This window comes from Maricaulis sp. (assembly GCF_048268525.1).
Taxonomy (GTDB): domain Bacteria; phylum Pseudomonadota; class Alphaproteobacteria; order Caulobacterales; family Maricaulaceae; genus Maricaulis.
In genome coordinates this window covers 277,408-290,631 of record NZ_JBLWVH010000001.1, presented here as the reverse complement: position 1 = coordinate 290,631, position 13,224 = coordinate 277,408, and the positions used below count along the sequence as shown (strand labels likewise).

8 protein-coding genes are annotated in these 13,224 nt (G+C 64.1%); 2 read left to right on the top strand and 6 right to left on the bottom strand.

Features of this window, described 5'->3' with window-relative positions:
• Nucleotides 1-104: 104 nt before the first annotated feature.
• On the bottom strand, nucleotides 105-992 hold the full coding sequence (locus ACN0X9_RS01145; protein WP_417485800.1) for an ABC transporter ATP-binding protein: 888 nt from the start codon (nucleotides 990-992) through the stop codon (nucleotides 105-107).
• A 216-nt stretch (nucleotides 993-1,208) separates the two neighbouring features.
• Between ACN0X9_RS01145 and ACN0X9_RS01140 the strand changes: the two genes are divergently transcribed.
• A complete protein-coding gene (locus tag ACN0X9_RS01140) occupies nucleotides 1,209-3,017 on the top strand; it encodes an ABC-F family ATP-binding cassette domain-containing protein (RefSeq protein ID WP_417485799.1) in 1,809 nt (602 codons plus the stop codon).
• 4 nt (nucleotides 3,018-3,021) lie between these two features.
• On the opposite strand, the gene ACN0X9_RS01135 is transcribed toward ACN0X9_RS01140, so the two are convergent.
• Entirely contained in the window at nucleotides 3,022-5,685 is a 2,664-nt protein-coding gene (locus ACN0X9_RS01135; protein WP_417485798.1) for a M14 family zinc carboxypeptidase, read from the bottom strand.
• 74 nt (nucleotides 5,686-5,759) lie between these two features.
• Nucleotides 5,760-7,667, bottom strand: coding sequence for an alkyl/aryl-sulfatase (locus tag ACN0X9_RS01130; RefSeq protein WP_417485797.1), 1,908 nt, complete (start codon nucleotides 7,665-7,667; stop codon nucleotides 5,760-5,762).
• A 251-nt stretch (nucleotides 7,668-7,918) separates the two neighbouring features.
• On the opposite strand from ACN0X9_RS01130, the gene ACN0X9_RS01125 reads away from it, so the two are divergent.
• Complete coding sequence (locus ACN0X9_RS01125; protein WP_417485796.1) at nucleotides 7,919-8,605, top strand: Crp/Fnr family transcriptional regulator; 687 nt, start codon at nucleotides 7,919-7,921, stop codon at nucleotides 8,603-8,605.
• On the opposite strand, the gene ACN0X9_RS01120 is transcribed toward ACN0X9_RS01125, so the two are convergent.
• The 3 genes from ACN0X9_RS01120 to ACN0X9_RS01110 are packed head-to-tail and all read right to left on the bottom strand — an operon-like array spanning nucleotide 8,579 to nucleotide 13,167.
• Entirely contained in the window at nucleotides 8,579-10,414 is a 1,836-nt protein-coding gene (locus ACN0X9_RS01120; RefSeq protein WP_417485795.1) for a tetratricopeptide repeat-containing protein, read from the bottom strand. The two genes, ACN0X9_RS01125 and ACN0X9_RS01120, sit on opposite strands and share 27 nt — an antisense overlap.
• 47 nt (nucleotides 10,415-10,461) lie before the next feature.
• Nucleotides 10,462-11,070 (bottom strand): hypothetical protein, encoded by a 609-nt coding sequence (locus ACN0X9_RS01115; protein ID WP_417485794.1) that lies wholly within the window; start codon nucleotides 11,068-11,070, stop codon nucleotides 10,462-10,464.
• Between the two features lie 51 nt (nucleotides 11,071-11,121).
• Nucleotides 11,122-13,167, bottom strand: coding sequence for a toll/interleukin-1 receptor domain-containing protein (locus ACN0X9_RS01110; RefSeq protein ID WP_417485793.1), 2,046 nt, complete (start codon nucleotides 13,165-13,167; stop codon nucleotides 11,122-11,124).
• Nucleotides 13,168-13,224: the final 57 nt, after the last annotated feature.

The following is a 13,224-nucleotide window of genomic DNA, read 5'->3' as shown; positions in this document are numbered from 1 at the left end:
ACGAACAGCGCAAATATCGCGATAGACGCTGGGGATAGGAGTTGAAACCGGAATTCGAACCCGGCGATTTTGCCTAACATGATATACCCTCCGCCCGCGCCGACTTAAGCCGCTGCCGCTGCGGACTGGCCGCCGCGGATGGTCGAGAAATACACATCTTCAAGATCAGCAGCCGCCGACACGAAGTCATCGCCCGGCTGGCTGTCGGCCAGGACGCGGATCATCACCTGGCCCATGGTCAGGCGTTCGGAGATGACATTGTGGCGGGTGCGCAATTCGGCGAGATCGGACTTGGCGGCCGTCTTCGACCAGACCTTGCCCTCCAGCGCCTTGACCAGATCGGCCGGCACGCCCTGGGCGACAATCTTGCCCTGGTTCATGATCGCCATTTTCGGGCACAGGTCGGAAACGTCCTCGACGATATGGGTCGACAGGATGACCACAACATTTTCGCCGATCTCGGACAGGAGATTGTGGAAACGGTTGCGCTCTTCCGGGTCGAGGCCGGCGGTCGGCTCGTCGACGATGATCAGCTGCGGGTCACCCAGCAGGGCCTGGGCAATGCCGAAACGCTGGCGCATGCCGCCGGAATAGGAGGCGACGGATTTCTTGGCGTGCTGGGTCAGATTGGTCTGTTCCAGCAGGGCTTCGACGACCTGCTTGCGTTCCTTGGCATTGGTCAGGCCCTTGAGGACCGCCAGATGGTCCAGCATCGCCCGCGCCGACATGCGCGGATAGACACCGAAGTCCTGCGGCAGATAGCCCAGCGTGGCGCGCAGTGCCTTGGGATCCTTGACGATATCGATCTCACCGAAGGTCGCCTCACCACTATCGGGTGCCTGCAGCGTGGCCAGGGTGCGCATCAGCGTCGACTTGCCGGCACCATTGGGGCCGAGCAGGCCGAACATGCCCTTGGGAATGTCCAGCGTGACCCCGTCCATGGCGCGCACGCCATTGCCATAGGTTTTCGTGAGATTCTTGATCGTCAGCATGATGTTATTGCGCCGGCCTTGCCCGCGTCCCTCTCCTGTCCCTGGGCGCCAACCTAGGCCGCGCCCCATTATGGCGCAAATGAGGCTTTGTTCAGGATCGGCGCCAGAGGGACGCGTGACCCGATCTGTCCCCCCCAACCAGAATCCGGCGGATTCCAGCGCGCCCTCTGCCGGAACAGCGTGACCGCAAGCCTTCGCGATTGTATGCGGAGACACATGGCTCCACCTCTTCTCACGCTCCAGAACATCCATCTCACCTTCGGCGTGACGCCGCTGCTTGCGGGCGCCGACCTGCAGGTCGATGAAGGCGAACGCCTGTGCCTAGTCGGGCGCAATGGCTCGGGCAAGTCGACCCTGCTCAAGGTCGCGGCCGGTCTGGTCGAATGCGATGAGGGCGACCGTTTCGTCCACCCGTCGGCCACGGTGCGTTACCTGGAACAGGATCCGGACCTGTCGGCCCATGCCACCATCCGCGACTATGTGATGTCGGGCCTCGCGCCGGGCGATGCCGATTACCGGGCCGACTATCTGCTCGAACGCCTCGGCCTGACCGGCGACGAGACCCCGGCGCAGGTTTCCGGTGGTGAGGCCCGACGCGCCGCGCTGGTCCGCGCCCTGGCGCCGGACCCCGACATCCTGCTGCTCGACGAACCCACCAACCATCTCGACCTTCCGGCGATCGAATGGCTGGAGGAGGAGCTGCGCCATTGCCGTTCGGCCCTGGTCCTGATCAGCCATGACCGCCGCTTCCTGGAAAACCTGACCCGCAAGACCGTCTGGCTCGACCGCGGCCAGACCCGCCAGCTCGACCAGGGCTTTGGCGGCTTCGAGGCCTGGCGCGACACGGTGCTGGAACAGGAACAGGACGAGTTACACAAGCTCGACCGCAAGATCGTGCGCGAGGAAGACTGGCTGCGCTATGGTGTCACCGCCCGGCGCAAGCGCAATGTCCGCCGCCTGGGTGATCTGCACGCCCTCAAGCAACAACGCCGCGACCATCGTGGACCGCAAGGCACCGTCAAGCTGGAGACCTCTGAAGCCGGCGAAAGCGGCAAGCTGGTCGCCGAGGCCAAGGGCGTCTCGCTGAACTATGGCGAACGCGCCATTGTCAGTGACTTCTCGACCAAGATCGCCCGCAATGCCCGCATTGGCCTGGTCGGCCCCAATGGTGCCGGCAAGACCACCTTACTCAACATCCTGACCGGCCAGCTGGCGCCGGACAGCGGCACGGTCCGCCTCGGCACCAAGCTGGAAATTGCCTCGCTCGACCAGAAGCGCCTCGCCCTGAAGGATGACTGGACCTTGTCGGAAGCCCTGACCCAGGGCAGCGGCAACCAGGTCGAGGTCGGCGGCAAGACAAAGCATGTCGTCGCCTACATGAAGGATTTCCTCTTCCCGCCGGAACAGGCCAACACGCCGGTCCATGTATTGTCCGGCGGCGAGCGGGCGCGGATCATGCTGGCACGGGCCCTGGCCCTGCCGTCCAACCTGCTGGTCCTCGACGAGCCGACCAATGATCTCGACCTGGAGACGCTCGACCTGTTGCAGGGCCTGATCGCGGATTATGCCGGCACGGTCTTCCTGGTCTCGCACGACCGGGACTTCCTCGACCGCTGCTGCACCTCGGTGATCATCGCCGAGGGCGATGGCCTCTGGCAGGAATATGCCGGCGGCTATGCCGACATGGTCGCCCAGCGCGGCGCCGGCGTGAGCGCTCTCGACAAGTCTGGCGGCAGAGCCGGCAAGCCAGCCGAAAAGCCGGCCGCCAGCACCGAGGTGAAGCCGGAACGCCGCCGCATGGCCAACAAGGATCGCTACGCCCTCAAACTCCTGCCCGACGAGATCGAGAAACTCAGCCAGGAAATCGCGCGCCTGGAAGCCGACATGGCCGACCCCAAGCTGTTCGCCGACAGCGCCCGCTTCGCCGCCGTCTCCAAACGCCTCGGCGAAGCCATGCAGGACCGCGCCGACAAGGAAGACCGCTGGCTGGAACTGGAGGCCTTGCGCGAGGAGATCGAGGGCTGACCCCCTAGCGCAACGCCCGTGAATGCGCCGGTCCCAGCAGGATGGCGTTGAGGAGCAGCAGGTCGAGACCTTCCAGATAGGCGCGCGTGGTCGGCGACTGGGTGATCGCCACCACCTGTCCGGCGCCCTGACGGGTCGACAGGACGAAGGGCTTCAGGGCCAGCTGGTCGGCATATTCCTCCCACAGATAGCCGCCCGCGAGCAGCGTATCCCGGGCCTCGAAACGCAGGGCGGTTGTGGCATCATCCATCGCCACGGGCGCATAGATGTCGGAGCCGGTTACGAGGGCGGCCGCGCCGCCACCATATCCAGCGGCCATCCAGGCATTGGGATTGGCGACCACATTCACCAGCGCACCCGGAGAGGATTCCGGCAGGGAACCGGCGGCGGCTTCCAGGACCCGAAGCTCGGTCTCATTGGCCAGCACTGTGCCGTCAATGGTCTGGCCCGAAGCCGAAACACCGTCGCGCGGAGTATCAGCAGCGCGCTCGCGCTGGGCCGGGATCAGGCCGACATCACTGGAGGCCAGCCAACGGGTAGCATCCCCCAGACCGACCACAACGCCGCCTTCACGCACGAACTCACCAATCGCGCTCGCACCAGACGAACCCAGGGCTCCCGACAGGCCACCATACCCCTGTTCAGGCAGGATCAGCACATCGTAATTGTCCAACCGGGCCCGACTGGCAGACCGGGCACGGATCACCGAGACCGGAATGTCGTAGCGACGCTCGAGGACATAACGAGTGGCACCGGCCGAGGTCGGATCGGTACCGGCGTCCCACAACATGGCGACGCGCGGTGCGCGCAGGGCCAGAAAATTGTCGCTGCCCGGGTTGGGACCCTCATCGACCCAGCTGGTGGCCATACCCTCAAATCGGGCACCGCTCTCCGCGGCCAGGCGGTTCATCAACGCGTCCAGATCATCGGGCGCGCCATGGCGCGGCACGACGACAGAACCACGCGGGAAGTTGCGGTCGCCGATACGGAAGGCGGCATCGGTGGTTCGCATCGCAACACCGGCACGCGCCAGCGCCGCCACAAAGCGGGCCTGCCCGGCATCGGTCCAGGCGATGACATAGCCCCACTCGGCGCTGTGCTGCGTGGTGACGCGTTCGATCGGCATTTCCGGCTCCACCGGGTCGGTGGCCAGGTTCGGCGAGCGGCGGCAGGTGGTGGCATCGACATTGTTCATCAAAGGCAGCGACCAGGCGGTCACGTCATAGAGCTCATGACCCAGACCGTCGGCCCGGCGGCGCTCCTGCTCGACCATAAAGTCGGCGGGCAGATCGGTCGTGGGCTCCAGGAGTGTGCGGGCAAGACGGCCAGCGGGCTGGTCAAAACGAACCAGGAAGCCGCCATCGTCCAGTCTCGTCCCGCAAGCTGACGTGCCCGGCGCAACGCGCCCCACCTCGATGCCCTGGGCCGCCAGGTTGCGCGCAGTCCGCTCGGCGCCCCAGCGATTGCCGGACAGCGACAGCAACATGGCTTGCGGATCATCGTCGCTGGTCGACGCGCTGGCGCGGAATTCGACGAAATCGGTCAGGAAACGTTCGCGGTTTTCGGCCACCACCTGGGCGGTCGACAGGCTGGCCACGAAGTGATGATTGACGCCATCGGCATAGGTCAGTGTCGAGCCGTCGCGGCGGCGCCAGGCCAGACCGCGGGCCGAGGCCTGCTCATAGGTCATGGCGACCGAACCCTGCAGCGTTGGCCACATGTCGCCATAGCCGGGGTAGAAGGCGTCATAGACTTCGCGCGTGAAATAGGCATAGCCGAGCCGGTCGAACCATGTCCCGTGATTGCGGCCGATCAGGGCCTGGGCGTCACGCTGCGACTGAACGATCTCGGGATTGAAGGGTTCCGCCGACGGGGCGAAGAAATAGCTGCTGTCGCCGCTCATTTCGTGGGCGTCGACCACAACGACAGGACGCCATTCCAGGATCGCGTCGGTGCGACCGCGCGTCTCCGGCTGGGTACGGGCGAACCAGTCGCGGTTCAGGTCGAAAAGGTAGTGGTTGTAGCGTCCGCCCGGCCACGGCTCGTCATGCTCGGCGGTGTACCGGTCGCCGCTGAATTCGAGACCCCGCGCGGAGCGGAAGGACTGGAGAAAGCGGTTGCGACCATCCGGGTTCTGGGTCGGGTCGACCACGACAATGGTATTGTCGAGGATGGTCTCGACCACCGGGTCGTCCTGCGCGGCGAGCAGGTGGTAGGCGGTCCGCAGCCCGGCATCGGTCGAGGATATCTCATTGCCGTGCACGCCATAGGACAGCCAGACTACCGCCGGCAGATCGGCGATCAGCGCCGCCCGACTGGCGGCATCGAGGCCGCGCGGATCGGCAAGGCTGGCCAGACCGGCCCGGATATCATCAAGACGGGTCATCACCTCGGGATTGGCGATCACCGCATAGGCCAGCGGCCGACCTTCCCAGCTGCGCGCATACTCGACCACATCGACCCGGTCCGGTGCCGCCGCTTCCAGGGTGTAGAGATAGTCGATGGCGTCCTCGGGCGGCGTGATCTCCTCACCGAAGGCATAGCCAAAGGTCGCCCGTGCATCGGGAATGGCCGGATCGTAGCGGGCTTCAAACGGCGATGGCTGCGCCCAGGCACCTCCGGCACCGGAGATCAGGACAGCACTGGCAGCGAGAACGGCGCGAAACATGGAAACCCCCGGGGCGATTGAACAAACACTTAACCAGCTTTTGCCTCGCGGGGAAAAGCCCGCAATCCAGCGCGTTAAGGTGTGACGATCGGAAATCCGGCCTGCGGCTGCTCCAGCATGGCGAAAAATCCGAGCAGGGCCAGACGATCTCCCTGCACCGCGAAGTCCTCCGAGCCGATCATGTCCATCAAGCCCGCTTCCTGTTGCAGCAGGCGCATCCAGAAGGCTCGGGTCAGCGTGACCGTGGCATCGGCGTCGCTCTCGGCAGCATCCTGGCGATGATGCATCACCCCGTTTGACAGACGGACGACATGGGTCTCGCCGACGTCGGAGAATATGAAATTGAAGGTCCGGTTCCGCCCTTCCGCCCGCTCGCTGTCCAGCCGCGTCGCCATGGCCGCAAAAAACATGTCGAGCGGGATCTCGTTGAGAATTGCCGATCCGGCCGCTGTTGCATCAAGCGCGGCCACACCATGGCGCAGCTCATGGGCGCCGGTCAGGTAGACATCGCGCCAGGGCGCCGACTCGGCAACATAGCCAAGTTGTTCGTACGCCCGGGCCAGCATGTCGCGGGCCGCGTCATCATCCGGCGCCGCGAAGACCGCATGCTGCGCCAGTTCCGCAGCCCACCGGTCGTCACCCGCCTCGTGAGCGTCCTCAGCCATCTGGACGACGGCATCGATACCGCCCATCGCCTCGACATAGCGCTGCGCCGCGACCGTGCGTGGCAGCGGATCCAGATGCGCCGGCACCGCGTCATACCAGCCGAAATAGCGCTGATACACGGCCCGGGCATTGTGCTTGAGCGTGCCATAATAGCCTTGCACCGCGAAGATATCCGCCAGACCCTCAGGCAGGGAGATGGTTTCGGCGATCTCGTCCGGCCCCAGGCCCCGCGCGGCGAGGCGCAGCGTCTGGTCATGGATGAATTTGTAGACATCGCGTTGGGCGACAAGGAAGTCCGCCGCCTCGGATTGCCCCCAGACCGGCCAGTGGTGGGAATTGAAAATGACCTGCGTGCGCGGACCGAAGCGACGCAGCGCATCGTCGATCGCCCCGGACCAGGCCAGCGCATCGCGGACCTGGGCACCGCGTAGGGTGTAGAGATTGTGCATTGTGCGCGAGACCAGTTCGGCGCCACACCAGGCTTGAAGGTCGGGGAAAAAGACCGTGAGTTCAGCCGGCGCTTCGGTGTCGGGCGCGTACTGGAATTCCATGCGCACCCCGTCGATTTCCAGCGTCTGGCCGGTTTCATCGATCACATGGGTCGGCTGCGCGATGGTGTGCGTGCCGAGTGCCGGATGCTTGCCCAGCCCCGATCCGACATGACCCCGCCGCGAACGAGGCAATTGCGTGCCGTACATGTAACCGGCCCGTCGCCCCATCACGATCCCGGCCATGACATTCTCGCTGACAGAGGCCTCAAGGAAACCCGCCGGCGCGATGATCGGCGTGTCCGGTCCGGCCACGGCACCGACGCCACCAAAATGATCAATGTGAGAATGAGTCAGGATGACCGCGCTGACCGGGCGCTCACCCAGCTCGCGATTGACCAGTGCCAATGCGGCCCGGGCAGTTTCCACCGAGGTCAAAGGATCAATGATGATGCGGCCGGCCTCGCCCTCGATCACCGACATGTTGGCGAGGTCGTATCCTCGAACCTGGTAGACGCCGGGGATCACTTCGAACAGGCCGTAATGATTGTTCAGGCGGGCTTGTCGCCACAGACCGGGATGAACGGTTGCCGCTGGCGCGTCGGTCAGAAAGTCATAATCGGTGACGCGCCAGATAGTCGCCCCGTCGGCGTCACGAATATCCAGGCTGTCATCCCGCCCGACAAAGCCCCGCATGGCCAGGGCGTCATCATCGGACACAATCGCATCGATGCGCGCCGCAAGCTGACCATTGGCCGCGGCAGTCGCCGGTGACGCCGGATTGAAACCCGCCCTGTCCGGCCCTGCTTCACCCGCGGCAAGCTCCATGTCCGTCTCGCTGCCGCTGCACGCCGCTAGCAGACATCCCAGTCCTGCCATCAAGGCCACCAAATACCGCATCATCCCCTCCGAAACCCGACCTGGCCGCAAGCCTAGCCTCCATTGCACCACTTGACGATGGAGACACCGCCAGCCTGTCAGACAAGCAACCGAATTTGCTGGTATTATTGTTCAAGCTGACTAATTTTGGCGACCAGTTGCGAATATCTTTCATTTTGATTGCCCCGCCGGGAGCAGGCATGACGCTCGACACATCCTGGAACGCCGCCCTTGCAAGTCTCGAGATTCGGGATGAGGCGGCCTGCCGCGATATGGTCGGACAGGCTGAGCGTGTCCATGTCGCAGCGGGAACAGTCATCATCGCCCAGGATGAGGCTGATGATCGGGTATTCCTTCTCTTGAAGGGCAAGGCGCGGGTCGTGCTGTTGTCAGAGAATGGCCAGGAAATCTGGCTGGATGCCTTTGGATCGGGCGCCGTTTTCGGTGAGCTGGCTGCGCTGACCGGCGCGCCGCGGATATCGGGCATCATTGCTGAAGACAATTGCGACTTGGCAATCTTTGACGGCACTGACTTCTTTGGTTTGATGCGCCGCCATGGCGAGATCGGGCTTGCCCTGGCCCGCCTGCTCGCCCGACGGGTCCAGCACACCACGCAGCGGATGTTCGAGCTGTCGGCCCTGTCCGCACCCGGTCGCATCTATGCCGAACTCCTGCGCATGTCTCGCCCGGTCGGCCTGGACCGGACGGCCCGCGTGATCCAGCCGGCACCCTCGATGAAGGAGCTTGCCATGCGGGTCAATTCAACCCGCGAAACGGCGTCGCGCACCATCAATGACCTCCAACGCAAAGGCCTGCTCGAAAAGCTGAATGGCCGGATAGAGCTGGTTGACCCGGACCAGCTAGATCGACTTCGTGGATCGAGCTGACGGACTCATCTGCAAGCCGACGACCGCATCGCTGGCGGTTGCCCTGAGTGCGTAAAGGCGTTGCTCGGGCATCATCGCGTCGATCCGTATCTGGCCGACATACTCGCTGCGAAACCCTGTCGACGACATCGCCAGTGCTGCTGCGAATGCCTCGCTGACAAAGATCGATCCGGGCACCGTCACCGCCTCGATCCGGGCCGCGACAGCGACCTGCCCCCCGAACAATGATGGTCGTTTTTGCAGGGGATCCTCGCCTTCATGAACAGGCCCGAAATGTCCGGCTATCCTCAGCCCGACAGTCGTTGGCAGATCGTGGGCGACCAGGTCGACCGCCGCGAAAGCCTGCCGCAGCGCATCGGCCGCGACCGCAGCGCTCTCGACCGAGTCGAATGCCAGGAACATGCCGTCACCCCAGCTGTCGGCATGAACGGCCGGAGCCGCCAAGCCGTCGCAGCAATCAGCCAGCGGCTTGAGTACGGCCTGCACGAAATGCGGCACCCGGTCGTCCGGAACAGCTGAAGATCCGGCGATGTCGAGGAAAAGCATGGCTCGCATGACCGGATGAAACCCCGGCTCGAGTGCGGCTTCTCCCTTGGGGTCGATGCTTCCGGTACTCCGTGTCCCGGTATAGGCAATCCGCGCCTGGTCGAGGCCGCAATCCGTCCAAACCTGCCCATCGTGATGGGTACCAAACAACGCCGGATCACAAGGCACAGCCTCGTCTGCGATGAGTATCTGCACGGGTGTCGTGGCGAGAACACTGGCGCGCATTCGCGCCAGGCCCATGGCGACGACGCTGGAGAAACTCAGCGCCCGGGGCGAGGCGATACGCCGGTCTGTTGTCAGCTCGACAACTTTTTCGGCCTTCTCGAGACAGGCTTCAAAGCGATGGACCCAGGCTTCGCCGAACGGGCGCACGGACGCATCCAGAAACACCGGCACCGGAACCGGCAGGACAATGTTCAGCTCACAGCCCCGCGCCAGCGCCGCCTCGGCTATCACGATATCCGACCCCGCAGCGAGGGCGCCATGTACCGGGCCGACATGATGCCGGGCAAGCAACAGTTCGACCGTGTCACGAAGGCGGTTCTCATCGCTGGGCGCAAGTAGTCCCGCCCCTTCGCCGGTGCCGAAGATATGACCGGCAAAATGCGCCGGGCGCGGTGGTTCAAGCGGCGCCAACCAGTCGGATTCAAGTCCCAGAACGGAGACCAGCAATCGCAACTGGCGCAGAGTTGTCGCGTGGGCGAGATGATTGCCCGGATCCTGGCGGAAGGCTTCGCGCAGAGTCGACCGGGCGGCGGGCAGGTCGCCGATCAGGAGGTAGGCCTCCGCCTGGGACGCGTGCCGGTAATAGGCCTGCTCGGGTGAGGCCGAGGCGGTTTCGAAGCCACCGAACAGGACCCGCCGCGCGAATGTGTCGGCCTCTTTGGACCTACCTGCCAACATGTACATGCTGGCTGCGTTGACGGCGGGATAATGGCCGCCGGTTCGGGCGAAGACGTCGGCATAGTTTTCGGCGCTTTCAAGCGCGAGACGGGCAAAATCCTGCCCGGACGACTCCAGTGCCAGCGCTTTCAGCAACCGGGCCCCGACCGCGAGACAGTCCTCGTCATGGCGGACGTCCGCCAGCCTGTAATCCCGGTAGGCCGCCGCGGCCCGTTCCAGCGCGCCAGAGCGGATCAGACAAAGAACGGCGCGATGCTTGAGCCAGACATCATCCGGACAATCACGCAAACCGTCCTGGCACAAATCATAGGCCCGCGCGAGATCGCCTTGATTGAAGCGGTCGATAATGCGCTCACGCATTCCGTGCCACTCCGCGTGAAGCGGGATGTCGCGCATTGGCAACCGAATCAGGGCGGGAGAAGGCGGACCTGAGGGTCGATAATGACGCGCGTCGCCTGGTTTCCGGCATCCTGGGACGCATTGATGAAGAGCGCGAATTCATAGTCGGCAGGGGCCTCGACCGGTTGGGTCTGGATCTGGAAGCTATAAGGCTTGCAGTTTTCTCCATTAAGGGTGAGCCAGTCCAGCCCGCAGAACTGGCCGGTCGGGTCTTTGCCCTTGAACTTGATGCGGGCCTCCTCGAAGCCCCAACCCGGAACGTGGATATTGAAAATCATCCGGGTGCGCCCATGTGCGTCCTGATCAAACGGACAGGGCAATACGGCGCTGCAGGGTGTCCACATTCCGGCAAGAGCGGCGCCCACCGCCGTGCGCATGGTCGACGCGTCGGCATCGCTGAACGCGTTGACGGTTTCGGCAAAGACCACGAAGATTTCCGCGATCTCGGTTTCGTCAAACATGTCCCGCCCGACATCGCTACCGTTCATGACGGTGAAACCGTCACTCGCTCGCGCGATCAGGCTGATTTGTGTCTGCGTGGGCAATTGACCGCAATCGGCCAACAATTCTTTCTGGACCAGTGTCCCGTCGAACGCGTCTTTATCGATCACAGCCATTTGGATCCCCTCTGGCATCTTTCGACCGCCCTGCCGTCGGGCCAGTCGCATTCACTCGGTCGCCTGCAACTCGCGTTCAAAGGCCTCGCGAGCGTATTGCAGCTCGGCGGCCGAGTCGGTGCGGATCCGATCCTGCACGGGCTCAAGCCGGCGGACAATCTCCTCGCGAATTCGTCGCGCCTCGGCGTGATGGCCCTGCGCCTCGCGCACATCGGCCAGCGTGTTGGCACCTGCCGCATAGTAATAGGGCGCGTGATCAACCGCACCGGACCAGTCATCGACCTGACCCAACGCGGTCAGCATGTGTTCGATCGAGGCCTGGGCCGCTGTCAGGTCACCGCGCGCGGCAAAAATCCGCCCCTCGATCAGGCTGGCATGCAGGCGACTGACGGCGAAACGGGCCCCCTCAGCCGCGCCCCAGGCCTCATGCGCCATGAATCCGGTCGCCGCGACATAGGCGTCGCGGGCCAATTCCACCTGGCCGGCATACAAGGCGGCCTGGGCCAACCAAAGACGCTGACGCACACCAATGAGGCGCCACTCCAGATTCTCCGGCTCGTGCGCGATCAGGGCGGCCGCCTCCAGAGAGGCGGGTTCGAGAATTTCGAGAGCCATCTGCAGATCGGCGGATGATGTCCGTATCCCCGGCGCGATCAACAGGCGCGCCAATGCGTACTCTGCAGCAATGACGGATCGGCGCACACGCCAGTCATCGGTCGGATCGACCCGGCCACTCTCATACAGGTCGAGTTGCTCGCGCAGCACGCCCATTGCAACGTCTCGACCGTCGGTAATCTCCGATATCGACGCCACCCAAGCCAAGGTCTCCGAGACTTCCAGCCAGGCCGGATCATTGTCCGGCCGGCCAGCCGCAATCGCGCGAAGCTGGGTGAGGCCTGCCGTTGCCGCAGCCAGCGCATCGTCCCATCGCCGCTGGGCGACAAACAATGCGCCCATGTTCGAGTGGGCGTAGGCGACCTCCGCCTGCCATTCGGGATTGTCGGGATTGATCTCGATCAGTCGGTAAGCGAGGTCACGGTACTCGCCAAATCGCTGTTCGGCCGTCGCGAGATCTCCCCGGCGCCAGGCGAAATAGCCGACATAATAGCTGCTCTGGGCATGCTCATAGACCCGCTCGCCCATCGTGGGTTCGACGGCAAGAATGCGGCTGGTCGACTGGTAGGCGATGCGGAAGTGCTCGTACGCGTGCTCAAGATCTCCTTGCGCACTGTCAATGACCCCCAGGAGGTGGAAGGCGCGGGCCCGTCGGCCCAGCTCATCGGTCGTCATCGCACCGCCGCTCTGACCGTCATAATACTCGATGACCTTCGCGCCGACGGCATCCAGCACGTCAAGACGCCCGACCGGCTCCAGATTGTCTCGCAAATCATTCAGCATGAATTCTATGAGGTCCTCGGCCTCGGCCTTGCGCCGTACCGCCTCGGACCTTGCCGAGATGGCGAACAACGTCAGAGTGGCCATGATTACAGAAAGGAGAACAGACGCGCCTGTGATGGCCGTCACGCGGCGCTGGCGGCGCTGGATGTCGCGCTGGATCAGCTGATCGAGGCTGACACCGATCAGGCCCGCCACCAGTTTCAGCAATGCCATCCGTCGACCGTCGGCCTGTCGGCGCATGTCCGCAGCAACCGGTTCGGACTTCGTCCCGTCGGCAGCCGGTTCGAGCAGGGCCGGCGGGAAGCAGCGCTCGCCAGGCTCGGCATCCGGATCGGCGTCAGGATTCCCGGCCACGACGGCGGCCAGCACAATCCCGTTCGGACTAAGCTGGCGATAGGCGCGGATCTCCTCGTTCACCCAACGTGACGCGACGGCATCAGGCGAACAGATCACGATCAATGCATCAGAATTGGCGAGGGCGTCACGGACCGACGCGGACAGATCGCGAGTGGCCGCCAGGTCTTCCCGGTCCCGGAAAATTGGCGTCAGACGGCGTGGAACCGGACCGTGCCCCGTATCGCGCCCGACCAGCCTCGACGGAATGTTGTATGTCTCCAGCTGGCGATGCAACCAGCGCGCAAACACCTGATCCTTATGGCTGTAACTGATGAACGCCTTGTAGCGCGTGCCCACACCCATCACCTGTCCCCAAACCGCAGGCAGCCATCATTGGTGTTTCGCACGACCTGTGCAACC